The 23617-nt window shown below is 60.5% G+C and carries 18 protein-coding genes; 7 read left to right on the top strand and 11 right to left on the bottom strand.

What is annotated here, in order from left to right; genetic code table 11:
• Nucleotides 1-86: 86 nt before the first annotated feature.
• Genes gsiD through iaaA form a run of 5 tightly spaced genes read right to left on the bottom strand, consistent with a single transcriptional unit; the run spans nt 87 to nt 6363 of the window.
• Nucleotides 87-998: a glutathione ABC transporter permease GsiD gene (gene gsiD / locus ES815_RS16715; RefSeq protein ID WP_142488810.1), complete on the bottom strand. Its 912-nt coding sequence runs from the start codon at nt 996-998 to the stop codon at nt 87-89.
• Between the two features lies 1 nt (nt 999).
• Nucleotides 1000-1920, bottom strand: a complete 921-nt coding sequence (gene gsiC / locus ES815_RS16710; RefSeq protein WP_142488809.1) for a glutathione ABC transporter permease GsiC — start codon at nt 1918-1920, stop codon at nt 1000-1002.
• A gap of 47 nt (nt 1921-1967) precedes the next feature.
• Entirely contained in the window at nt 1968-3506 is a 1539-nt protein-coding gene (gene gsiB, locus ES815_RS16705) for a glutathione ABC transporter substrate-binding protein GsiB (RefSeq protein ID WP_142488808.1), read from the bottom strand.
• Between the two features lie 35 nt (nt 3507-3541).
• On the bottom strand, nt 3542-5413 hold the full coding sequence (gene gsiA, locus ES815_RS16700; protein WP_142488807.1) for a glutathione ABC transporter ATP-binding protein GsiA: 1872 nt from the start codon (nt 5411-5413) through the stop codon (nt 3542-3544).
• 11 nt (nt 5414-5424) lie between these two features.
• Nucleotides 5425-6363 (bottom strand): beta-aspartyl-peptidase, encoded by a 939-nt coding sequence (iaaA, locus tag ES815_RS16695; RefSeq protein ID WP_142488806.1) that lies wholly within the window; start codon nt 6361-6363, stop codon nt 5425-5427.
• Nucleotides 6364-6552: 189 nt separating this feature from the next.
• Here iaaA and moeA point away from each other — a divergent pair, with 189 nt between their 5' ends.
• Complete coding sequence (gene moeA, locus ES815_RS16690) at nt 6553-7785, top strand: molybdopterin molybdotransferase MoeA (protein ID WP_142488805.1); 1233 nt, start codon at nt 6553-6555, stop codon at nt 7783-7785.
• Nucleotides 7786-7787: 2 nt separating this feature from the next.
• Nucleotides 7788-8540: a molybdopterin-synthase adenylyltransferase MoeB gene (gene moeB, locus ES815_RS16685; RefSeq protein ID WP_142488804.1), complete on the top strand. Its 753-nt coding sequence runs from the start codon at nt 7788-7790 to the stop codon at nt 8538-8540.
• Nucleotides 8541-8614: 74 nt separating this feature from the next.
• Here the strand turns inward: moeB and fsa are convergent, their stop codons facing one another.
• Nucleotides 8615-9277, bottom strand: coding sequence for a fructose-6-phosphate aldolase (gene fsa, locus ES815_RS16680; RefSeq protein WP_142488803.1), 663 nt, complete (start codon nt 9275-9277; stop codon nt 8615-8617).
• 126 nt (nt 9278-9403) lie between these two features.
• Between fsa and ES815_RS16675 the strand changes: the two genes are divergently transcribed.
• The 4 genes from ES815_RS16675 (at nt 9404) to ES815_RS16660 (ending at nt 15193) form a co-directional block, all read left to right on the top strand.
• A complete protein-coding gene (locus tag ES815_RS16675) occupies nt 9404-10303 on the top strand; it encodes a glycyl-radical enzyme activating protein (RefSeq protein ID WP_142488802.1) in 900 nt (299 codons plus the stop codon).
• 4 nt (nt 10304-10307) lie between these two features.
• Complete coding sequence (locus ES815_RS16670; protein WP_142488801.1) at nt 10308-12740, top strand: formate C-acetyltransferase/glycerol dehydratase family glycyl radical enzyme; 2433 nt, start codon at nt 10308-10310, stop codon at nt 12738-12740.
• Nucleotides 12741-12963: 223 nt separating this feature from the next.
• Nucleotides 12964-13779: a Cof-type HAD-IIB family hydrolase gene (locus ES815_RS16665; protein WP_142488800.1), complete on the top strand. Its 816-nt coding sequence runs from the start codon at nt 12964-12966 to the stop codon at nt 13777-13779.
• 151 nt (nt 13780-13930) lie between these two features.
• A complete protein-coding gene (locus ES815_RS16660) occupies nt 13931-15193 on the top strand; it encodes a DUF1479 domain-containing protein (protein WP_142488799.1) in 1263 nt (420 codons plus the stop codon).
• 155 nt (nt 15194-15348) lie between these two features.
• Here ES815_RS16660 and ES815_RS16655 read toward each other — a convergent pair whose 3' ends face one another.
• Entirely contained in the window at nt 15349-16944 is a 1596-nt protein-coding gene (locus ES815_RS16655) for an ABC-F family ATPase (protein WP_142488798.1), read from the bottom strand.
• Between the two features lie 219 nt (nt 16945-17163).
• Between ES815_RS16655 and ldtB the strand changes: the two genes are divergently transcribed.
• Nucleotides 17164-18084: a L,D-transpeptidase gene (gene ldtB / locus ES815_RS16650; protein ID WP_142488797.1), complete on the top strand. Its 921-nt coding sequence runs from the start codon at nt 17164-17166 to the stop codon at nt 18082-18084.
• Nucleotides 18085-18254: 170 nt separating this feature from the next.
• Here ldtB and ES815_RS16645 read toward each other — a convergent pair whose 3' ends face one another.
• The 4 genes from ES815_RS16645 to ES815_RS16630 form a co-directional block, all read right to left on the bottom strand.
• A complete protein-coding gene (locus ES815_RS16645) occupies nt 18255-19295 on the bottom strand; it encodes an aldo/keto reductase (protein ID WP_142488796.1) in 1041 nt (346 codons plus the stop codon).
• Between the two features lie 98 nt (nt 19296-19393).
• On the bottom strand, nt 19394-20917 hold the full coding sequence (locus ES815_RS16640) for an efflux transporter outer membrane subunit (RefSeq protein ID WP_142488795.1): 1524 nt from the start codon (nt 20915-20917) through the stop codon (nt 19394-19396).
• Nucleotides 20917-22488 (bottom strand): DHA2 family efflux MFS transporter permease subunit, encoded by a 1572-nt coding sequence (locus tag ES815_RS16635; protein WP_142488794.1) that lies wholly within the window; start codon nt 22486-22488, stop codon nt 20917-20919. The genes ES815_RS16640 and ES815_RS16635 overlap by 1 nt, the downstream gene beginning before the upstream one ends.
• On the bottom strand, nt 22485-23576 hold the full coding sequence (locus ES815_RS16630) for an HlyD family secretion protein (RefSeq protein ID WP_142488793.1): 1092 nt from the start codon (nt 23574-23576) through the stop codon (nt 22485-22487). Before ES815_RS16630 ends, ES815_RS16635 begins: the two co-directional genes overlap by 4 nt.
• Between the last annotated feature and the right edge of the window lie 41 nt (nt 23577-23617).

Below are 23617 nucleotides of genomic sequence, written 5' to 3'. Positions count from 1 at the left end.
TTAACTCCAGCAAACCTTTTATACGGCAATTTATAACCTACTGAATAGCAAAGATTTTCACATTAACTTCTACCATTATTGGTAGATTATCCCTTAATTCTCGGATCCAGCGCGTCGCGCAGCCCATCTCCTAACAGATTAAACGCCAGCACGGTGAAGAAAATCGCCATGCTCGGGAACAGCGCCACGTGCGGAGCGATCACCATATCGGCTCGCGCCTCGTTGAGCATCGCTCCCCACTCCGGCGTTGGCGGCTGAGCGCCTAACCCTAAGAACGACAGACTGGCCGCCGAGATAATCGACACCCCGATACGCATGGTGAAATAGACCACTATAGAGGAGACGGTGCCCGGCAGAATATGGTTAAAGAGGATGGTGGTGTCGCTGGCACCAATGCTGCGCGCCGACTCGATAAAGGTCTGCTGTTTCAGCACCAGGGTATTGCCGCGCACCAGGCGGGCAAAGGCCGGTATCGAGAAGATCGCCACGGCGATAATGACGTTCGCCATGCCGTTGCCCATCACCGCCACCACCGCAATCGCCAGCAGAATACCGGGGAAGGCAAACAGCACATCGCAGATGCGCATGATGACCCGGTCCCACCAGCCCTCGTAGTAACCCGCCAGCAGGCCCAGCACCGTGCCGATGGCCGCGCCAATCAGTACTGCAAAAACGCCCGCCGCGAGGGAGATCTGCGCCCCCATCAGTACCCGGCTGAAGATATCCCGCCCGAGGGAGTCCACGCCGAACCAGTGCATCATCGACGGACCTTCATTCAGCCGGTCGTAATCGAAGTAGTTCTCCGCATCGAAGGGGACGATCCAGGGCGCAAGAACCGCCACCAGGATCAGCAGCAGGACAAACAGCCCGGCGGTCATCGCCACCGGCTGCTTACGAAAGCGCCGCCAGAATTCATGCCACGGGGTGCGGATCTGATCCGGTTTGAGCCCCGGCATTGCCTTTAACATGGCCTGCCGGCGCCAGTTTAACAGTCGCATCTTACTTGTACCTGATAGCCGGATTAATGGCGGCATAGAGCACATCCACCACTAAGTTGATAAGAATAAACTCCAGCGAAAAGAGCAGCACTTCCGCCTGGATCACCGGGTAGTCTCGCATGTCGACGGAATCGACCAGCAGGCGCCCGAGTCCCGGCCAGTTGAAGACCTTCTCCACCACGATCGAGCCGCCAAGCAGGAAGCCGAACTGCAGCCCCATCATGGTCACCACCGGGATCATCGCATTGCGCAGGCCGTGCTTGAGGATCACCCACTTCTCGCTGACCCCCTTCGCCCGGGCGGTGCGCATATAGTCCTCGTTCAGCACGTCAACGAAAGAAGCGCGGGTAAAGCGCGCCATCACCGCCGCCACCGCCGCGCCCAGCGTCAGGGAAGGCAGGATGTAGTGTCGCCAGCTGTCCGCCCCCACGGTGGGCAGCCAGCCCAGCTCCACGGAGAAGACCTGCATCAGCAGCATTCCCAGCGCAAAGGCCGGGAAGGAGATCCCGGTCACCGCCAGTGCCATCCCCAGCCGGTCCGGCCAGCGGTTACGCCAGACGGCCGCCACGATCCCCGCCCCCAGACCAAACAGCACCGCCCAGGCCATGCTGGCGAGGGTCAGCCAGAAGGTGGGCATAAAGCGGCTGGCAATTTCCTCGGAAACAGGCCGACGGGAGACCATCGAGGTACCAAAATCCCCCTGCAGGACGTTGGTGATGTAGTGCCAGAACTGCCGGTAGAGCGGCTGATCCAGCCCCAGCTGCTTACGCACCAGCTCAATGACCGTGGCATCCGCTTCCGGGCCGGCAATCAGCCGCGCCGGATCCCCGGGCAGCATATGGACGAATAAAAAGACCAGCACCGCCACAATCAGCAGCGTCGGGATCAGCCCCAGCAGGCGTTTAATCACATAATTCAGCATGCACATTCCTCTCATCCCGCAGACGCGCGCCTGCGGGAATGAGTGCTCTATTTCAGATCCGCGTCGTCAAAGCTAAAGCCGGTATCCGGCATGATGTAAAACCCGGTCAGCGCCTTGTTGTGCGCCGAGACCAGCTTCTCAACCACCAGCGGCACCCATGGCGACTCCTTCCAGATAGTGTCCTGCGCATCCTTGTACAGTTTCGCTTTCTCTTCCGGTTGGGTGGTTTTCAGGGCATCGGTCAGATCTTTATCCACCTGCGGATTGCTGTAGAACGCGGTGTTGAACAGGGTTGGCGGCTGGTTATTAGAGGCAAACAGCGGCGACAGCGCCCAGTCGGCTTCGCCGGTGGAGGCCGACCAGCCGGTGTAGAACATCCTCACTCCGCTCTCTTTCTGCCCTTTACCTTCCACTTCGGCGGCACGCTGTCCGGCATCCATCGCCGTGACCTGCACCTTAATGCCTACCTGCGCCAGCTGCTGCTGGGTGAACTGCAACACCTTCTGGGCGGTGCTGTGATTGTGTGACGACCACAGGGTCGTGCTGAAGCCGTTCGGGAAGCCCGCCTCTTTCAGCAGCGCGCGCGCCTTCGTCGGATTGTATTCCCACGGATGATACTGCTGGGAGTAAGCAATGGATGGCGGCACCACGCCCGTGGCCGGGGTCGCGTAACCGGCAAAGGCCACTTTTACCAGCGCCTCACGGTTGATGGCGTAGTTAATCGCCTCGCGCACCTTCGGGTTATCGAACGGCTTTTGCGTGACGTTCATGCTGATGTAGCGCTGCATGATCGACGGGCTGGCCACCAGCTCCAGCTTGCTGTTTTTGCCGAGCAGCGCCGCCTGCTCGTAAGGGATCGGGAAGGCAAACTGCGCTTCGCCGGTCTGCAACATCGCCGCGCGGGTGTTGTTATCCACCACCGGACGCCAGGTAATGGTGTCCAGCTTCGGCAGCCCCTGCTGCCAGTAACCGGCGAACTTCTTCACCTTCACAAAGTCGGTCTGATTCCAGGTCACCAGCTCATACGGGCCGGTACCCACCGGATGGAAGCCGATCTCTTTCCCGTACTTTTTCAGCGCCTCCGGGGAGATCATCGCCGTGGCCGGGTGGGCCAGGATGTTAATAAAGGCCGAGAACGGCTCTTTCAGGGTGATTTTTACCGTAGTGGGATCGACGGCCTCGGTGCTGGCGATATTTTTATACAGGTTATAACGCTTGAGGCTGTTTTCCGGGTTGCTGGCGCGATCGAGGTTGACCTTCACCGCTTCCGCGTTGAAGTCGGTCCCGTCCTGGAACTTAACCCCGCTGCGCAGCTTAATGGTATAGACCAGCCCGTCGTCCGAAACTTTATAGCTCTCGGCCAGCACGTTTTTCAGCTGCATCTCTTTATCGAGACCAAACAGCCCCTGATAAAACGACTTCGCCACCGCCTGCGACAGGGTGTCGTTGGCGTCATACGGATCGAGGGTGGTGAAGTTGGAGGCCACCGCCACCACCACGTCTTTTGCTGCGAAAGCCGGCGTGGCCGCCAGGGCTGCCGTTACGCTCGCGGCTAACAGCCATTTGCGAGCAACAAATTTTGTCATTGTTGTGTTCTCCGGTTGTTCTGTGCTGTTGTTCGTTATAGATGCTTAAAGGCATTATCCTGACGCGGCGGGGCGACAAAATGGCCGGGGCCTACCTCCCGCAGCACCACGCGCTCGGTGGCTTCCCCCCGCTTGCGAATGTTGCCCGGCAGCTCGTCCTGAAGCAGCACCCGCCGGGCCTGACGATGGGCCGGATCGGCCACCGGCACCGCCGCCATCAGCTTGCGGGTGTAAGGGTGCTGCGGATTTTCAAACACTGCCCGACGTGGGCCAATCTCAACGATCTGCCCGAGATACATCACCGCCACCCGGTGGCTGATGCGCTCCACTACCGCCATATCGTGCGAAATAAACAGAAATGCAATGCCCATCTCCCGCTGCAAATCGAGCAGCAGATTGATGATCTGCGCCCGGATGGAGACATCCAGCGCCGAGACCGACTCGTCGGCAATCACCACCTTCGGATTCAGCGCCAGCGCGCGGGCAATGCAGATCCGCTGCCGCTGACCGCCGGAAAATTCATGGGGATAGCGCCAGGCGTGCTCCGGCTTGAGGCCCACGCGCTCCAGCAGCCACGCCACCCGCCGCTGGGCAGCGTCGCCCTCCAGCAGGTTATGTACCCGCAGCGGCTCCATAATCGAATAGCCCACCGTCTGGCGGGGATCGAGGGAGGCGTAAGGGTCCTGAAAAATAAACTGAATATCCCGCCGCAGGGGTTGCAGCTTCCCGGCCGGCAGTGTGTCGATGCGCTCACCGTTAAAGGTGATGGTGCCCTCCTGGGCCTCCACCAGCCGCAGCAGCGCCCGGCCGGTGGTCGACTTGCCGCTGCCGGACTCGCCCACCAGCGACAGCGTTTCGCCGGGCCAGAGATCAAAGCTGACGCTCTCCACCGCGTGCACTTCGCGCTTAACGCGGTTTAGCAGGCCGCCGCGCAGCGGAAATCGGGTGACCAGATCGCGCACTTTTAAGATGGGCTCGCCGGGCACCACGGTATCCTGCTCGGTTTCGGCCTCCTGAAAACCTGGATGAGCCAGGGAGATCAGCGGAAAACGGCGCGGCAGGTCGCGGCCGTTCATTGCCCCCAGTCGCGGCACCGCAGCCAGCAGCGCCCGGGTATAAGGGTGCTCAGGGGCATGGAAAATCTGCTCCACCGGGCCGGTTTCAACCGCCTCGCCCTGGTACATCACCAGCACCCGGTCAGCGATATCCGCCACCACGCCCATATCGTGAGTGATAAAGATCACCCCCATCTCCATCTCCTCCTGCAGCACTTTAATCAGCTGCAGGATCTGCGCCTGGATGGTGACGTCCAGCGCGGTGGTCGGTTCATCGGCAATCAGCACCGCCGGACGGCAGGAGAGCGCCATGGCGATCATCACCCGCTGGCGCATTCCGCCGGAGAGCTGATGCGGATAGCGTCCCAGAATGGCGTCCGCCTCCGGGATCCGCACCTGCTCGAGCATGCGTTTAGCTTCGGCCAGCGCCTCTTCGCCGCTCAGCCCCTGGTGGAGACGGATCGACTCGGCGATCTGCTCCCCCACCGGGAAGACCGGGTTGAGGGAGGTCATCGGCTCCTGAAAAATCATGGCGATATCGGCACCGCGCACGCTGCGCATCTGCGACGGATTGAGCCCGGTGAGATCGCTCACCTGGCCGTTGCGACGGCGCAGCAGCAGGCTGTCGCACGCTACCTGCCCGCCGGACTGTTCAATCAGGCGCATCAGCGACAGGGCGGTAACCGATTTACCGGAGCCGGATTCCCCGACGATCGCCAGCGTTTCGCCACGTTTTAGCGAAAAAGAGAGGTTTTTTACCGCCGGGATCGTCTGGCGTTCGTCGGAAAAGGCGACGTTCAGGTTATGCACCGCCAGCACCTGCTGGCTGTCGAGTTCATCGCTGTGCGGCATCCCTTTCTCCCTTATTCACGGTAAATTCCGGTGCTCGGCGTGTCGCCGGCATAGCCCCAGGCGCGGTACATGCCTTCGCTGTTAAACGGTAATGCCACGTTGCCTTCGCGATCGACGGCAATCAGCCCGCCGCTGCCTTCCAGCGCCGGGAGTTTTTCCATCACCACCCGCTCGCAGGCTTCGGCCAGGCTTAAGCCGCCGTAGTCCATCAGCGCGGCGATGTCATACGCCGCGAGAGTGCGAATAAACACCTCGCCGGTGCCGGTACAGGAGACCGCCACGCTGGCGTTATTGGCATAGCAGCCCGCGCCGGGTAAGGGGCTGTCGCCCACCCGGCCGGGCAGTTTATTGGTCATCCCGCCGGTAGAAGTCGCGGCGGCCAGATTACCGGCCTTATCCAGCGCCACCGCGCCGACGGTACCCGTTTTCGTGGATTCATCCAGCGGTGCGGCGTGGTCAAGCCGGGTTTCACCCGCATCACGCGCCGCCAGCAGCTGTTGATAGCGTTCCGGGGTGGAGAAAATATCTGGCGAAACCGCCTCCATGCCGTGCGCGAAGGCAAATTTCTCGGCCCCCTCGCCCACCAGCAATACGTGCGGGCTCTGCTCCATCACCAGACGGGCAGCCAGCACCGGGTTGCGCAGATGGCTGACCCCGGCCACGGCACCCGCTTTCAGGGTGATGCCGTCCATCACGCAGGCGTCCAGCTCATGGGTTTCGTCACGGGTAAACACCGCGCCAATCCCGGCGTTAAACAGCGGGCACTCCTCCAGCAGGCGGACCGCTTCGGTGACCACATCCAGCGCACTTTCTCCCGCCTCCAGCATCCGCTGGCCGGTTTCGACTATCGATGAAAGCGCCTCAATGTAGCGCCTCTCCTGTTCCTGACTGAGCTGCGCACGGGTGATCGCCCCTGCGCCGCCGTGGATCGCGATGACTGCATTCCCCATTTACTTCACCTTACCGGGCATATTTGCCGCTTTTTCTATAAATATCATTATCGTTGCCGGAACTTCAGATGATTTTTGAATATAGAAAGACCCAACTGTGATGTAAAGGCTAAGCCCATGGTGTCATACAGTTAAGGGCACTTTTCTGCCATAATGGCCGCCTTCGTTATTCTCTCGCTGGAGTGACCCATGGATTTTACCGCCGGACTGATGCCGCTTGAGACGGCACTCGCGCAGATGCTCGATCGACTTTCACCCCTGTCAGACCAGGAAACGCTGCCATTGCTGCGCTGTTTTGGCCGCGTGACCGCCGCAGACATCGTTTCGCCCCTCAACGTACCGGGTTTTGATAACTCGGCGATGGACGGCTATGCCGTACGGCTGGCGGATCTGGCGGCGGGTGCCGCGCTGCCGGTGGCGGGCAAAGCCTTTGCCGGGCAGCCCTTCCAGGGCGAATGGCCTCAAGGCAGCTGTATCCGCATTATGACTGGTGCCCCGGTGCCAACGGGCTGCGACGCCGTGGTGATGCAGGAAGAGACCGAGCAGACCGACGACGGCGTGCGCTTTATCGCCAGCGTTAAGCCGGGTCAGAACATCCGTCGCAGCGGGGAAGACATTGCCCTGGGCGCAACCGTCTTCCCGGCGGGCACCCGGCTGACCGCGGCCGAACTGCCGGTGCTGGCCTCGCTGGGTATTGCCGAAATTGCCGTGGTGCGCAAGGTGCGGGTGGCGCTATTCTCCACCGGCGACGAGCTTCAGCTCCCGGGTCAGCCGCTGGCCGAGGGGCAGATCTACGACACCAACCGTCTGGCGGTGCACCTGATGCTGGAGCAGCTGGGCTGCGAGGTGATCAACCTTGGGATTATCCCGGACGATCCGGACAAGCTGCGCGAAGCCTTTATCGAAGCGGATCGCGTGGCCGACGTGGTGCTCAGCTCCGGCGGCGTGTCGGTGGGCGAAGCGGATTACACCAAAACCATTCTTGATGAGCTGGGCGAGATCGGTTTCTGGAAGCTGGCCATCAAGCCGGGCAAACCGTTCGCTTTCGGCAAGCTGCCGAATAGCTGGTTCTGCGGCCTGCCGGGGAACCCGGTCTCTGCGGCGCTGACGTTCTATCAGCTGGTGCAGCCGCTGCTGGCGAAGCTCTCCGGCAACCTGGGGCACAGCCTGCCCGCCCGCCAGCGCGTGCGCGCCGCCACCCGCCTGAAAAAATCACCGGGTCGTCTCGACTTCCAGCGCGGCATTCTGGCGCGTAACGCCGACGGCGAGCTGGAGGTGAGCACCACCGGCCACCAGGGCTCGCATATTTTTAGCTCCTTCAGCCAGGGCAACTGCTTTATCGTGCTCGAGCGCGAACGGGGCAACGTGGAAGCGGGTGAATGGGTTGAGGTTGAGCCGTTTAACGCGCTGTTTGGGGGCTAACCATGACGGTGGAACTGAGCGACCAGGAAATGCTGCGCTACAATCGCCAGATTGTGCTGCGCGGCTTTGATTTCGACGGGCAGGAAGCGTTGAAAGCGGCGAACGTGCTGATGGTCGGCCTCGGCGGGCTGGGCTGCGCCGCGGCCCAGTATCTGGCCGCCGCCGGCGTGGGGCGCATGACGCTGCTCGATTTCGACACCGTGTCGCTCTCCAACCTGCAACGCCAGACCCTGCACAGCGATGCGACCCTCGGCGAACCAAAAGTGGTGTCGGCCCATGCGTCGCTGACGCGCATCAACCCCAACGTACAGTTCACCCTGCTCAATGCCCTGCTGGATGACGCCTCGCTGTCGGCCCAGATTGCCCACCACGATCTGGTCCTCGACTGCACCGACAACGTCGCCATTCGCAATCAGCTCAATGCGGGCTGTTTTGCCCATAAGACACCGCTGGTCTCCGGTGCGGCGATCCGCATGGAGGGACAGGTGAGCGTCTTTACTTACGCGGAGGGCGAGCCCTGCTACCGCTGCCTGAGCCGCCTGTTTGGCGAAAACGCCCTGACCTGTGTGGAGGCCGGCGTGATGGCCCCGCTGGTGGGGGTGATCGGTTCGATGCAGGCGATGGAGGCGATAAAAGTGCTGACCCGTTACGGCACGCCCGCGGCGGGGAAAATCGTGATGTACGACGCGATGACCTGCCAGTTCCGCGAGATGAAGCTGATGCGTAATCCGGGGTGCGAAGTGTGCGGGGAGTGAAACCGTTGCCGGGCGGCGCTGCGCTTGCCCGGCCTACAAAAGCACGAACCGTAGGCCGCCACCCGGCAATACCCTTAGATCGACGTCCGTCCAAAGGCGTTCTGCCAGTCCTGCTCGAACTTCGCAATGGCTGCATCCACCGCCGGAGAGGTAATCAGCTGCTGGGCCACATCCAGCGGCAGGGTAATGGATTCACAGCCTGTCAGCAGGCAATCCAGCGCCTGACGCGGGGTTTTAAAGCTTGCCGCCAGCACCTTTGACTGCGGCACGTGCAGGGTCAGCAGCTGTTGCAGCTCGGCCACCGTCTGGATCCCGTCCCCGCCCTGCGCATCCACGCGGTTCACGTACGGCGCGACATACTCCGCGCCCGCCAGCGCCGCCATCATCCCCTGCGCCGCGCTGTAGACCGCCGTCCCCAGGGTCGGCACCCCTTGCGCTTTCAGCATCTTGATCGCCGCCAGCCCTTCCGCCGTAACCGGCACTTTAACCACCAGATCGGCGACGATACCCCGCAGCTTCAGCGCGTCTTCCACCATTCCTTCTGCGGTAGTCGCCATCACCTGAGCAAACAGACGGCCCTGACCGCCCATCGCCTCCTGCAGTTGAGGCAGTAAAACCTCGAGCGGCGTTTTGCCTGCGGCCACAATGCTTGGGTTAGTGGTTACGCCGGCCAGCGGAAATACGCGGGCCAGTTTTTTAACAGCGATAACGTCGGATGTGTCGAGATACAGTTCCATGATCGGGTCCTCAAAAATGACTATGCCGTAACCCTACACGGCAAAACCTGCGCCGGAGTTGATTTGCGTCAAGATAACTTTCATTCGAAAGTAATTTAATCTTCATACGCAACAAGAGGCAACATTATGATCTTCAACATTCAGCGTTATTCGACACACGACGGCCCCGGTATTCGTACCGTGGTCTTTATGAAAGGCTGCTCGCTGGGCTGCCGCTGGTGTCAGAACCCGGAGAGCCGCGCGCGGTCGCGGGACCTGCTGTTCGATGCCCGCCTGTGCCTGGAGGGGTGCAACCTCTGCCAGCAGGTGGCGCCCGCGGTCATCGACCGGACGCTGAATGGCCTGGTGATCCACCGCGAGAAACTCGACGATACGCATCTGGATGCCCTCACCCACTGCTGTCCGACCCAGGCCCTCACCGTCTGCGGCGAAGAGCAGCAGGTGGAGGAGATCATGACCACCGTCCTGCGCGATAAGCCTTTCTACGATCGCAGCGGCGGCGGGATCACCCTCTCCGGCGGCGAGCCCTTTATGAACCCGGACCTGGCGCGCCAGCTGTTCCAGGCCAGCCATGAGCAGGGCATTCATACCGCGGTCGAAACCTGCCTGCATGTGCCCTGGCACTATATCGAACCGTCGTTACCCTGGATCGATCTGTTTCTCGCCGACCTGAAGCACGTCGACGGCGCGGTGTTTAAGCAGTGGACCGACGGTTCCGCCAGACGGGTGCTGGATAACCTCAAGCGCCTGGCCGCGGCCGGAAAACAGCTCACCATCCGCGTGCCGCTGATCCAGGGCTTTAACGCCGATGAGGCCTCCATTACCGCCATTACCAACTTTGCCGCCGACGAACTGAACGTCCACGACATCCATTTTCTGCCGTACCACACGCTGGGCATGAACAAATACACCCTGCTCGGCCAACCCTACTCTGCCCCAGATAAACCGCTCGATAACCCTGCTTTACTGGACTTTGCCCGGCAGTATGCCGCCCGGAAAGGGTTAACCGCGACCTTACGAGGATAATGTTATGACACAGCTGAATCTTTCTACCCTGAGCGATCGCATTAAGGCGCATAAAACTGCCCTGGTCCACATTGTTAAGCCCCCGGTCTGTACCGAGCGTGCGCAGCACTACACCGAAATGTACCAGCAGCATATGGATAAGCCGATCCCGGTACGTCGCGCGCTGGCGCTGGCGCACCACCTGGCGCAGCGCACCATCTGGATCAAACATGACGAGCTGATTATCGGCAACCAGGCAAGCGAAGTCCGCGCCGCGCCGATCTTCCCGGAATACACCGTCTCGTGGATTGAGAAAGAGATCGACGATCTCGCCGACCGTCCGGGCGCAGGCTTTGCGGTAAGCGAAGAGAACAAACGCGTCCTGCACGCGCTGTGCCCGTGGTGGCGCGGCCAGACGGTGCAGGATCGCTGCTACGGCATGTTCACCGATGAGCAGAAAGGCCTGCTGGAAACCGGCATTATCAAAGCCGAAGGCAACATGACCTCCGGCGATGCACACCTGGCGGTGAACTTCCCGCTGGTGCTGGAGAAAGGGCTCGACGGGATGCGTCATAAAGTGGACGAGCGCCGCTCCCGCATCAACCTCACCTGCCTGGAAGATCTGCACGGCGACCAGTTCCTGAAAGCGATTGATATCGTGCTGGAAGCGGTGAGCCTGCATATCGAACGCTTTGCCGATCTGGCCCGTGAGATGGCCGCCAGCGAAACCCGCGAAACCCGCCGGGACGAGCTGCTGGCGATGGCGGAGAACTGCGATGTGATCGCTCACGAACCGCCGAAAACCTTCTGGCAGGCGCTGCAGCTGTGCTACTTCATCCAGCTGATCCTGCAGATTGAATCCAACGGCCACTCGGTGTCGTTTGCCCGTATGGACCAGTATCTCTACCCCTACTACCGCCGCGACGTGGAGCTGAACCAGTCTCTGGATCGTGAGCACGCCATCGAGCTGCTGCACAGCTGCTGGCTGAAGCTGCTGGAAGTAAACAAGATCCGCTCCGGCTCGCACTCCAAAGCCTCAGCCGGGAGCCCGCTGTATCAGAACGTCACCATCGGCGGCCAGAAGCTGGTGAACGATGTGGCGATGGACGCGGTTAACCCGCTCTCTTATGCGATTCTGGAATCCTGCGGCCGTCTGCGCTCCACCCAGCCGAACCTGAGCGTGCGCTACCACGCGGGCATGAGCAACGACTTCCTCGACGCCTGCGTGCAGGTGATCCGCTGCGGCTTCGGGATGCCAGCCTTTAACAACGATGAAATCGTGATCCCCGAATTCATCAAGCTCGGCATCGAAAAAGCGGATGCTTACGACTACGCCGCCATCGGCTGTATTGAGACCGCCGTCGGCGGCAAATGGGGCTACCGCTGCACCGGGATGAGCTTTATCAACTTCGCCCGCGTAATGCTGGCGGCGATGGAAGGCGGCCGCGACGCCACCAGCGGCAAAGTGTTCCTGCCGCAGGTCAAAGCGCTCTCTGAAGGTAACTTTAACAACTTCGACGAAGTGATGGCCGCCTGGGACCGCCAGATTAAGTACTACACCCGTAAATCCATCGAGATTGAGTACGTGGTGGATACCATGCTGGAAGAGAACGTGCATGACATTCTCTGCTCGGCGCTGGTGGATGACTGCATTGAGCGCGCGAAGAGCATCAAGCAGGGCGGCGCGAAGTATGACTGGGTCTCTGGCCTGCAGGTGGGGATCGCCAACCTTGGCAACAGCCTGGCGGCGGTGAAGAAGCTGGTCTTCGACCAGGGAGCCATCGGTCAGCAGCAGCTGGCGGCGGCGCTGGCGGATGACTACGAGGGGCTGACCCACGAGCAGCTGCGCCAGCGTCTGATCAACGGCGCACCGAAGTACGGCAACGACGACGACAGCGTGGATCTGCTGCTGGCCCGGGCGTATCAGACCTACATCGAAGAGCTGAAGCAGTACCACAATCCGCGCTACGGTCGCGGCCCGATTGGCGGCAACTACTACGCCGGGACCTCATCCATCTCCGCCAACGTGCCCTTTGGTGCGGCAACCATGGCGACCCCGGATGGACGTAAAGCGCATACCCCGCTGGCGGAAGGGGCAAGCCCGGCTTCCGGCACTGACCATCTGGGGCCGACCGCGGTAATTGGTTCTGTCGGGAAGCTGCCGACCGAAGCGATTCTGGGTGGCGTGCTGCTGAACCAGAAGCTCAACCCGGCGACGCTGGATAACGACAGCGACCGCCAGAAGCTGATGGTGCTGCTGCGGACCTTCTTCGAGGTGCACAAAGGCTGGCATATCCAGTACAACATCGTCTCCCGCGAAACGCTGCTGGAAGCGAAGAAACACCCGGACCAGTATCGGGATCTGGTGGTGCGCGTGGCGGGTTACTCGGCGTTCTTCACCGCCCTGTCACCGGATGCGCAGGACGATATTATCGCCCGTACTGAGCATACGCTGTAGCCTCGGCAATGTCCGGTGGCGCTACGCTTACCGGGCCTATAAGATCGTGCGGTCTTTCTCGCCGGGTGGCGGCTGCGCCTTACCCGGCCTACGGGAGCTAAAATGTAGGCCGGGTAAGCGTCAGCGCCACCCGGCTTTTTACTTTCATTCGAAATTAAATTTGTGCTCCACGTCACCTTGTTATTAGAATGTTTCATAACGCAGTGACTCAGGAGCGCAATGTATGACCGTTAAAGTTATCGTCACCGACATGGACGGAACTTTTCTTGATGACGCCAAGCAGTACGATCGTGACCGCTTTCAGGCGCAGTTCCAGCAACTTCAGGCCCGGAATATTGAGTTCGTTGTCGCCAGCGGCAACCAGTATTACCAGCTCATCTCCTTCTTCCCGGAACTGAAATCGCAGATCTCCTTCGTGGCGGAAAACGGCGCGCTGGTGTTCGATCACGGCGAGCAGATTTTCCACGGCGAGCTGACGAAGCACGAGTCGCAGATTGTGATTGGTGAGCTGCTGAAAGATACCTCCCTGAACTTCGTCGCCTGCGGTCTGGAAAGCGCATACGTCAGCGACCAGGCGCCCGAGGCGTTCGTTGACCTGATGTCAAAACACTATCACCGCTTACAGCGCGTCAGCGACTATCGCGAGATTGACGACGTGCTGTTTAAGTTCTCGCTGAACCTGCCCGACAGCGATATCCCGAACCTGATTGATGCCCTGCACGTCTCCCTCGACGGCATCATGAAGCCGGTGACCAGCGGGTTTGGTTTTGTCGATCTGATCATCCCCGGCCTGCATAAAGCCAACGGCCTCAGCCGTCTGCTCAAGCGCTGGCATATCTCCCCGCAGGAGTGCGTGGCGATTGGCGACAGCGGTAACGACGCCGAAATGCTGAAGTTTGCCCACTACTCCTTCGCCATGGGTAACGCCGGCGAAAGCATCAAAGCCATTACCCGCTATCAGGCCGACGACAATAACCACCAGGGCGCGCTGAACGTGATTCAGGCCGTCCTTGATAACACCCCGCCTTTCAGCCAGTGATCCCCTTCGCCGGAGCCTGCTCCGGCGAACCCCCTTCTTTTTTCTCAGCCTGTGCACTTCATCAAGTTATTTAACTTGCTTTAACTTATTTTTAACCTAAAGTATCACTTGTAATTAATTTTACTTTCGAATGAAAGATAGCGAGGCTGTTATGACCTTAACCTTTACCAGTGAAACGTTACCTTCAGACCACAAAGCGGCGATCCGCCAGATGAAACGCGAACTGCGGGCGCAGATCGGTGACGTGCAGGCGGTGTTCAATCGCCTGAGCGATAAGATTGCCAGCCGTGTGGCAGAAATTAATGCCCTGAAGAGCAAAGGCGATCCCGTCTGGCCGGTGATCCCCTTTGCCGACGTGCAGAGCGGTAACATCAGCCCGGAACAGCGCGAGGCAGTTAAGCGTCGCGGCTGTGCGGTGATCAAAGGTCATTTCCCGCGTGAGCAGGCGCTGGCCTGGGATAACGCGATGCTCGACTATCTGGATCTCAACCGTTTTGATGAAGTCTACAAAGGCCCGGGAGATAACTTCTTCGGCAGCCTGACCGCGTCGCGCCCGGAGATCTACCCGATCTACTGGTCACACGCGCAGATGGAAGCCCGCCAGAGCGAACGGATGGCGCAGGTGCAGTCGTTCCTGAACCGTTTATGGACCTTTGAGAGCAACGGCAAACAGTGGTTCAACCCGGACGTGAGTGTGATCTACCCGGACCGCATTCGCCGCCGTCCACCGGGAACCACCTCGAAAGGCCTCGGGGCGCACACCGACTCCGGCGCGCTGGAGCGCTGGCTGCTCCCGGCCTATCAGCAGGTCTTCGCCCGGGTGTTCGATGGCAATATCGATCAATACGATCCCTGGAATGCCGCGCACCGTACCGAAGTGGAAGAGTACACCGTGGATAACACCACCAAGTGCTCGGTGTTCCGCACCTTCCAGGGCTGGACCGCGCTCTCCGACATGATCCCGGATCAGGGTCTGCTGCACGTGGTGCCGATCCCGGAAGCGATGGCCTATATCCTGCTGCGTCCGCTGCTGGATGATGTGCCGGAAGATGAACTCTGCGGCGTGGCGCCGGGTCGCGTGCTGCCGATCTCTGAGAAGTGGCATCCGCTGTTGATTGAAGCCCTCACCAGCATTCCGGCGCTGGAAGCGGGTGATTCCGTGTGGTGGCACTGCGATGTGATCCACTCCGTGGCCCCCGTTGAGAACCAGCAGGGCTGGGGCAACGTGATGTACATTCCGGCAGCACCGATGTGCGAGAAAAACCTCGCCTACGCGAAGAAGGTGAAAGCGGCGCTGGAAACCGGGGCCTCTCCGGGCGATTTCCCGCGCGAGGATTATGAGGCTGACTGGCAGTCGCGCTTCACCACGGATGATTTAAACATCCACGGCAAGCGCGCGCTGGGCATGGCTTAAGGATATCCTGACCAACTGATGCGCCGGGTGGCGGCTTCGCCTTACCCGGCCTACAAAACCCACCCCATATCGTAGGCCGGGCAAGCGCATGCGCCGCCCGGCGTGACAGACCGCAGATTCGTAGGCCCGGTAAGCGTAGCGCCACCGGGCTTTTTTTAGTTATCGATACCTTTACTGCGCAGGTAATCTTCGTAGTTACCGCTGAAGTCCACCACGCGCTCCGGCGTAATTTCAATTACGCGGGTCGCCAGGGAGCTTACAAATTCACGGTCGTGAGAGACGAAGATCAGGGTGCCCTGATACATCTCCAGCGCCATGTTCAGCGATTCGATCGATTCCATATCCAGGTGGTTGGTCGGTTCGTCCATCACCAGAATGTTCGGTTTCTGCATCATCAGCTTGCCGAAGAGCATACGGCCTTTCTCACCACCGGAGAGCACCTTCGCCGGCTTTTTGATGTCGTCCTGGCTGAACAGCAGACGGCCGAGGAAGCTGCGCACCACCTGCTCGTCATCGCCTTCTGATTTCCACTGGCTCATCCAGTCGAAAACGGTCAGATCGTTGTCGAAATCTTCGGCGTGATCCTGCGCGTAATAACCAATCTGCGCGTTCTCGGACCATTTTACGGTGCCGTTATCCGGGGCCAGTTCACCTACCAGGGTCTTCAGCATGGTGGATTTACCCACGCCGTTGGCACCCAGAATAGCGATCTTCTCGCCCACTTCCAGCAGCAGGTTGAAGTTCTTAAACAGCGGACCGTTGTCGAAACCTTTTGACAGCTCTTCGACGGCCAACGCGTTACGGAACAGCTTCTTGTCCTGCTCAAAGCGGATGAACGGGTTCTGACGGCTGGAGGCTTTAACTTCATCCAGCTTGATTTTGTCGATCTGACGGGCACGCGAGGTCGCCTGACGCGATTTAGAGGCGTTGGCGCTGAAGCGGCTGACGAAGGATTGCAGATCCGCAATCTGCGCCTTTTTCTTGGCGTTGTCGGCCAGCAGACGCTCACGCGCCTGGGTCGCGGCGGTCATGTACTCGTCGTAGTTGCCTGCATAGACGCGCAGCTCGCCGTAGTCCAGATCCGCCATGTGGGTGCAGACCATGTTCAGGAAGTGACGGTCGTGCGAGATGATGATCATGGTGCTGTTACGCTCGTTCAGCGTCTGCTCCAGCCAGCGAATGGTATCGATGTCCAGGTTGTTCGTCGGTTCGTCGAGCAGCAGGATATCCGGGTTAGAGAACAGCGCCTGCGCCAGCAGAACACGCAGCTTCCAGCCTGGCGCGACTTCGCTCATCAGACCGTAGTGCTGTTCAACCGGAATGCCCACGCCCAGCAGCAGCTCACCGGCACGGGACTCGGCAGAGTAGCCGTCCATTTCACCGTACTGCACTTCGAGGTCGGCCACTTTATAGCCGTCTTCTTCGCTCATTTCGGCAAGGGCATAGATGCGGTCGCGCTCCTGCTTCACTTCCCACAGCTCACCGTGGCCCATGATCACCGTGTCAAGAACGGTGAACGCTTCAAAGGCGAACTGATCCTGACGTAGCTTACCGATGCGTTCGTTCGGATCGAGAGAAACGTTGCCCAGCGTCGGCTCTAAATCGCCGCCGAGGATCTTCATGAAGGTGGATTTTCCGCTACCGTTGGCACCAATCAGGCCGTAACGGTTGCCGCCGCCAAATTTGACGGAAATGTTTTCGAACAGCGGCTTACTGCCAAACTGCATAGTGACGTTGCTGGTAACTAACACGGGAGATTCCTGCGAGAAGTGTGATAAACCCGGCATTATGCCACAATTCCGAAATGAGATCCCGTGTAACAACATAACGCTAAACTTTAACGAAACGGAAAAAAGTGTGATTTAGTACACATCCGAATTCCATGCGGTCAGGAATGCACATATAATGCGCTCCCTAAACCGTTCAGACTTTTAAACAACCTGCCAAGTGGCACAGATACCTCGCACACCATGAATATGAAATTAACTTCGCTTTTTGCGGCGGCGTTTGCCGTAGTAGGGTTTTGCAAGACCGCTTCTGCTGTCACCTATCCACTGCCAACCGACGGTAGCCGTCTGGTGGGTCAGAACCAGGTTGTGACCATTGAAGAAGGCAACACCCAGCCGCTGGAATATTTCGCAGCAGAATATCAGCTCGGCCTCTCCAACATGATGGAAGCCAACCCGGGTGTTGACCCTTATCTGCCGAAAGGCGGTACCGTGCTGAACATTCCTCAGCAGCTGATCCTGCCGGACACCGTGCATGAAGGCATCGTGATCAACAGTGCCGAAATGCGTCTGTACTACTACCCGAAAGGCACCAACACGGTGATCGTGCTGCCAATCGGTATCGGCCAGCTGGGCAAAGATACCCCGATGAACTGGACCACCAAGGTTGAGCGTAAGAAAGCCGGCCCAACCTGGACCCCAACCGCGAAAATGCACGCCGAGTACATTGCCGCGGGCGAGCCGCTGCCAGCCGTTGTGCCTGCCGGCCCGGATAACCCGATGGGTCTGTACGCGCTGTATATCGGTCGTCTGTATGCGATCCACGGCACCAACGCCAACTTCGGTATCGGCCTGCGCGTGAGCCACGGCTGTGTGCGTCTGCGTAACGACGACATCAAGTTCCTGTTCGAGAACGTGCCGGTTGGCACCCGCGTACAGTTCATCAACGAGCCGGTAAAAGCGACCACCGAGCCCGATGGCAGCCGTTACCTCGAAGTGCATAACCCGCTGTCCACCAGCGAAGAGCAGATCGACAATAACGTCACCGTGCCGGTCACCCTGACCAGCAACGTGCAGGCTATCACCGGCCAGCAGGACGTGGATGCGACCATCGTTGAGCAAGCGATCAACAACCGTTCCGGGATGCCGGTTCGTCTGAACTGATTGCAGAATGCGTCATAAAAAAAGCGGGCCTGATGGCCCGCTTTTTTATTGGCTGTTACTGCTGTTGCGTGCGGCAATGCCCGGCGGCGCTACGCTTGCCGGGCCTACGGGTCGTTTGTAGGCCGGGTAAGGCGCAGCCGCCACCCGGCTTCTCTGCAGCCTGAACAGGGTTACTGCTGCGCCAACTGGTTACGGCGATACTCCCCCTGCCGCTCCAGCATCCAGCCAGGATATTCACGTGGCAGCGCGCTCACCGCATCCAGCTGTTTCAGCTCGTCATCGCTGAGGTGAATCGCCGTCGCGGCGATATTGTCGTCCAGCTGATCCACCCGCTTCGCCCCCACAATCACACTGCTGACCACCGGCTGATGGAGCAGCCAGGCGAGGGCAATCTGCGCGACCGAAACCCCTTTGCTGTCGGCAATGTTGCGCATCACGTCCACGCAGTCAAATGCCCGCGCTTTATCCACCGGCGGGAAGTCAAACTCCTGGCGGCGGCCACCGCCCTGCACCTGGCCGTCGCGGCCATATTTGCCGCTCAGCAGCCCGCCTGCCAGCGGGCTCCAGACCATTAACCCCACCTTCTCACTTTGCAACATCGGCACCAGCTCGCGTTCAAGATCGCGGCCCGCGATGGTGTAGTAAGCCTGCAGGGAGGCAAAACGGGCCAGCCCCAGCCGCTCGGAGATCCCCAGCGCTTTCACAATCTGCCAGGCCGCCCAGTTGGAAACGCCGATATAACGCACGTGGCCGTGCTGGACAAGGTTATCCAGGGCATAGAGCATCTCTTCGATGGGGGTGGCCGGGTCGAAACCGTGCAGCTGATAGAGATCGATATGATCCAGCTGCATGCGGCGCAGACTCTCCTTCACGCTGCTGATGATGTGATAGCGGGAACTGCCGCGGGAGTTGACCCCGGCGGTGCCCGTCTCGCCAAAGACTTTGGTCGCCACCACCACGTTTTCGCGCGGGATCTTCAGGTTCTTCAGCGCCTGGCCGGTGATTGCTTCCGAACGCCCTTCTGAATAGACGTTGGCGGTGTCGATAAAATTGATCCCCGCGTCCAGCGCGCGCCCGATCAGCTGTTCGGCCTCCTGCTGCTGGAGTTGACCGATTTTGCCCCACATGCCGCCTTCGCCGCCGAAGGTCATGGTGCCGAGGCAGAGTTCAGAAACAAGCAGGCCGGTATTACCCAGTTTTTGATATCGCATTTGACGCTCCTCGTGTGTTGAGTACCCGATAGTTATACCCGGCTCACGCCGATGGCGAATGTGCGGTTCCTGCCCGTTTCTTGCCCAATCCTCTGAACTTATCCGCGCGGGGCGTCGCCAAAGACGGCGTAGTCCGGCAGCTGAACCTGCTGATACGGCTCCCAGCCCCCGCCGAGGGCTTTATAGAGCGCCACCAGATCCAGCGCGCTCTGGACCCGGGCCTGATCCCGCTGCTGCTGCGCCTGCGCCAGCTGACGCTGGGCATCCAGCACGTCGATAAAAGTAGCGATCCCCTGACGATAGCTGCTGCTCGCCAGATCGAAGGCGTTTTGCAGCGCATCGATAGTTTTGCTTAATCCCGCCTCCCGCTTCTGGTCGGCGCGGTAGCTGACCAGCGCGTTTTCTACATCGCCCAGCGCGGTGAGCACCGTCTGACGATATTCCAGCACCGCGGCGCCCTGCTGCGCGCGGGCGACCTTCACGCTGGAGACCAGCCGGCCGCCCTGGAAGATGGGGATGGAAACCTGCGGCCCGACGCTGTAGAAGTGGCTGCTCCAGTCGGTGAGCCAGCTGGCTTCGCTGTTGCGCAGGCCAAACTGGCCGCTGAGCGAGACGCTGGGAAACAGCTGCGCCACCGACACGCCGATCTGCGCCGTGGCCGCATGCAGGTTTGCCTCGGCTTCACGCACGTCCGGACGTCGCCGCGCCAGGGTGGAGGGAATACCGGTGGGGACGATTTCCGGCAGCGCGGGCAGCGGTTTGCTGGCCTGTAACTCGCCGTCCAGCGCCCCCGGCGGTTTGCCCAGCAGGATCGCCAGGCCGTTCATCGCCTGCCGCGCCTGGGCTTCATACTGCGGGAGCTGCGCCTCCAGGTTGCCGAGCTGGGCGCGGGCATTCTCCACGTCCATCTGCGGCGACAGGCCGCCGCGCTGGCGGCTGTCGGTCAGCTCCAGGGTCTGCTGCGCGCTCTCGATTTGCGTGTTAAGGGTCGCGATGCTGCTCTGGGCCCCGCGCAGCTGGAGCCAGCCGCGGGCGACTTCGGCCTCCAGCGATACCAGGGCGTCGTTACGCTGCTCAATGGCCGCCTGCTGTTGGGCATCGGCGGCTTCCACCTGACGCCGTACCTTGCCCCACAGATCCAGCTCCCACTGGGCGTCGAAGCTGCCCTGATAGAGATTAATCGGCTGGGTCAGCGGTCCCAGCGCCCCGCGCAGTTCGGGGTCCACCTCATCCAGCTGGTCGTATACGCCGTGGGATTTCAGTTCTCCCTCCAGCCCCAGCTGCTGCCGGGTGGCCTGGAGGTTACCGTTCACCGCCGGGAAGAAGGCCCCGCCCGCCTGGTTGATCTTCTCCCGCGCCCCGGCGATGCGCAGCACGGTTTGCTGTAGCGACAGGTTGCCGGCAATGGCGCGTTCGATCAGGCTGTCCAGCTGCGGATCGCCGAAGGTTTTCCACCAGCGCGGGTTGATGGCGGTGGACGCGGTTTGCGATTTCACGCCGCCGTCACCCGGATCGTTCCAGTGCGTCGGGGTTTGCGGCGCGGGCTGCTGGTAGTCCGGTCCCACGGCACAGCCTGCCAGCAACAGCATTAACATCAGGGGGCTTAAACGTCTGCAAATCATCAGTGTGCTCCTGCACTCCCCTCGCTCTTAACCGGCGAGAGCAACAAACAAAACGGAATCAGTAAGAGGGCCACCACGCTCAGAAGGGTGAAGACGTCGATGTAGGCCAGGAAGCGCGACTGTTCGATCATCACCTGGTACATGCGCCCGGTAGCGATACCGGCGGGGTCGCCCACCTGGGTGGTAAAGTTCTGCACCGCCTGCGCCATCTCGCGGATGGCGTGCTGGAACGGCTCGTCGAACGCCGAGGTATGCGTGGCCAGATGGGCGCTGTGGGCCTGCGAGCGCTCGGTAATGGCCGCCGTCGAGAGCGAAATGCCGATCGACCCCGCCACGTTGCGGAACATGGTAAAGAGCGCCGCGGCGTCGGCGTTCAGCCGCCGGGGAATCGAGATAAAGGCGATGGTGGTCAGGGGCACAAACAGGAACCCCAGCCCGATTGACTGCGCGCTGCGGAACAGCACCAGGGTCTCGAAGTCGATATCCGGCGTGAGCGTCCGCGACCAGAAGAACGATACCGCCAGGCAGGTAAAGCCGAAGGCGATGATCCAGCGCGTCTGCACAATCGGCATCAGCTTCAGCACCAGCGGGATAGTGAGGACGATAAGTATTGCCCCAGGCGACAACACCAGCCCGGACCAGGTGGCGGTATAGCCCAGATCCTGCTGCGCCAGCTGCGGGATCACCACCGAGCTGCCGTACAGGATCATTGCCATCCCGGCCATCAGCAGGCTGGAGACGGCAAAGTTTTTATCCTTCATGCAGTGCAGATCCACCACCGGCTTTTTGGCATACAGCAGCCAGTAGATAGCACCGATAATGCCAGTCAGCGTCAGCACCGCGAAGGTGCGGGTAAAGTTCGAGTTGAACCAGTCTTCGTCCTCGCCCCGGTCGAGCATCACCTGCAGGCAACCGAGACCCAGCGCGATCAGGCCGATGCCCGTCCAGTCGATAGGGATCTTCTCTTTCGATTTACTCTCCCAGGGCGGATCTTCCAGCAGCTGGTAGATCGCCAGCACCGTCACGATACCCACCGGGATATTAATAAAGAATACCCAGCGCCAGGAGTAGTTATCGGTGATCCAGCCCCCGAGCGTCGGCCCCAGCACCGGGGCGACGATAATGGCGATGGACGACAGGCCGAAAGCCTTGCCGCGATCTTCCGGCTTAAAGTAGTCGAGCAGCACCGACTGCTGGGTGGGCTGTAACCCGCCGCCGAAGAAGCCCTGCATGATGCGAAACAGGATGATCTGCCACAGCTCGGTGGCGATGCCGCACAGGAAGGAGCAGACGGTGAACATCACAATGCAGATCAGGAAGAACTGCTTGCGGCCAAAGACCCGGCTCAGAAACGCCGAGATAGGCAGCACGATGCCGTTAGCCACCAGATAGCTGGTGAGCACCCAGGTGGATTCGTCGTAGCTGGCGGAGAGCGAGCCCGCCACGTGGGGCAGCGCCACGTTCACGATAGTGGTGTCCAGGATCTCCATAAACACCGCCAGGGTGACGACAATCGCCACCGCCCACGGGTTGCTGGCGGGCCGCCAGTTTTCGTGGCTGTGCTCACTCATTCTACGGTGACCTTAGGTTCAACCGAGAGGCCGAGCGGCAGCGGCTGGTTGGGATCCAGACCTTTGTCGATAACGATTTTTACCGGCACGCGCTGGACGATCTTCACAAAGTTGCCGGTGGCGTTCTCCGACGGGAAGGCGGCGAAGCGCGAGCCGCTCCCCTGCTGGATAGAGTCGATATGCCCTTCCAGCTCCAGATCCGGCCAGGCGTCCACGCTCAGGGTCACCTTATTGCCGGGGCGCATTCGCTCCAGCTGCGACTCTTTAAAGTTGGCGACCACCCAGATATCGGTCGAGACCAGCGAGAAGAGCGCGGTGCCCGCCTGCACCAGGGTGCCGGTCTGGACGTTGCGTTTGGTGATGTAGCCATCAAAGGGGGCGCGGACCTGGGTATAAGAGAGGTTGAGCTCGGCGGTCTCCAGCTGGGCGCGGGCCTGCTCCACCTGACGCTCCCGGGCTTCGACGTTGGTCTCCTGCTGGCGAATTTGCAGCTGCACCTGCGAGGCCACCTCAAGCTGGGCTTTGGCGCTGGCAAGCTGGGCCTGGGCGCTGCGCAGCTGGGCGTTGGCCGCGTCGATGCTCTGTTGCGTGGTGGCGCGGGGATCGACCCCGCGCTGGCGGCGATATTCCGCCTGGGCATTGGCAAGATCCGCCTGAGCTTTGATCACCTGAGCGTTGGCTTCATCACGCTGGGCAGGATACTGCACCTTCGAGAGAGCCAGCTGCGCCTGGGCCTGATGAAGCTGGGCCTCGGCCAGGCCAAGCTGGGCTTTTGCCTGGTCGCGCTGGGCGCTGGTGTCCCGGGGATCGATAGTCACCAGCAGATCGCCCTTTTTCACCCGCTGGTTATCGCGCACCCGCAGCTCGGTGACATAGCCTGCGGTTTTCGGGGCGATGGTCACGGCGTCGCCTTCGGTGAAGGCGTCGTCGGTGGTCTCCTGGTTACGGGTCATAAACCACCATACCAGCGCCACGATGACCATCACGATCACCACAATGCCGAGAATAATCAGCGGCTTTTTGCCGGGGCGTTTACGTTCAGTCTCTTTATTATCGGTGTTTTCTGAGGGTTGATTTTCTTCCGCCATAGAACAGCATCCATCCTGTTAGTGAACGGCATCACAATTTA

Source organism: Leclercia adecarboxylata (assembly GCF_006874705.1).
GTDB lineage: Bacteria > Pseudomonadota > Gammaproteobacteria > Enterobacterales > Enterobacteriaceae > Enterobacter > Enterobacter adecarboxylatus_C.
The sequence above is the reverse complement of the archived record's forward strand: the minus strand, read 5'-3'. Positions and strand labels throughout refer to the sequence as shown.

Bases quoted from the DNA above. Each gene is read 5' to 3' on its own strand.
- ES815_RS16635 (WP_142488794.1), bottom strand. From the start codon at position 22,488: ATGAGTGAGCACAGCCACGAAAACTGGCGGCCCGCCAGCAACCCGTGG.
- iaaA (WP_142488806.1), bottom strand. From the start codon at position 6,363: ATGGGGAATGCAGTCATCGCGATCCACGGCGGCGCAGGGGCGATCACC.
- gsiA (WP_142488807.1), bottom strand. From the start codon at position 5,413: ATGCCGCACAGCGATGAACTCGACAGCCAGCAGGTGCTGGCGGTGCAT.
- moeA (WP_142488805.1), top strand. From the start codon at position 6,553: ATGGATTTTACCGCCGGACTGATGCCGCTTGAGACGGCACTCGCGCAG.
- ES815_RS16630 (WP_142488793.1), bottom strand. From the start codon at position 23,576: ATGGCGGAAGAAAATCAACCCTCAGAAAACACCGATAATAAAGAGACT.
- ES815_RS16660 (WP_142488799.1), top strand. From the start codon at position 13,931: ATGACCTTAACCTTTACCAGTGAAACGTTACCTTCAGACCACAAAGCG.
- gsiB (WP_142488808.1), bottom strand. From the start codon at position 3,506: ATGACAAAATTTGTTGCTCGCAAATGGCTGTTAGCCGCGAGCGTAACG.
- moeB (WP_142488804.1), top strand. From the start codon at position 7,788: ATGACGGTGGAACTGAGCGACCAGGAAATGCTGCGCTACAATCGCCAG.
- ES815_RS16645 (WP_142488796.1), bottom strand. From the start codon at position 19,295: ATGCGATATCAAAAACTGGGTAATACCGGCCTGCTTGTTTCTGAACTC.
- ldtB (WP_142488797.1), top strand. From the start codon at position 17,164: ATGAATATGAAATTAACTTCGCTTTTTGCGGCGGCGTTTGCCGTAGTA.
- gsiC (WP_142488809.1), bottom strand. From the start codon at position 1,920: ATGCTGAATTATGTGATTAAACGCCTGCTGGGGCTGATCCCGACGCTG.
- ES815_RS16640 (WP_142488795.1), bottom strand. From the start codon at position 20,917: ATGATTTGCAGACGTTTAAGCCCCCTGATGTTAATGCTGTTGCTGGCA.
- gsiD (WP_142488810.1), bottom strand. From the start codon at position 998: ATGCGACTGTTAAACTGGCGCCGGCAGGCCATGTTAAAGGCAATGCCG.
- ES815_RS16665 (WP_142488800.1), top strand. From the start codon at position 12,964: ATGACCGTTAAAGTTATCGTCACCGACATGGACGGAACTTTTCTTGAT.
- ES815_RS16675 (WP_142488802.1), top strand. From the start codon at position 9,404: ATGATCTTCAACATTCAGCGTTATTCGACACACGACGGCCCCGGTATT.
- fsa (WP_142488803.1), bottom strand. From the start codon at position 9,277: ATGGAACTGTATCTCGACACATCCGACGTTATCGCTGTTAAAAAACTG.
- ES815_RS16670 (WP_142488801.1), top strand. From the start codon at position 10,308: ATGACACAGCTGAATCTTTCTACCCTGAGCGATCGCATTAAGGCGCAT.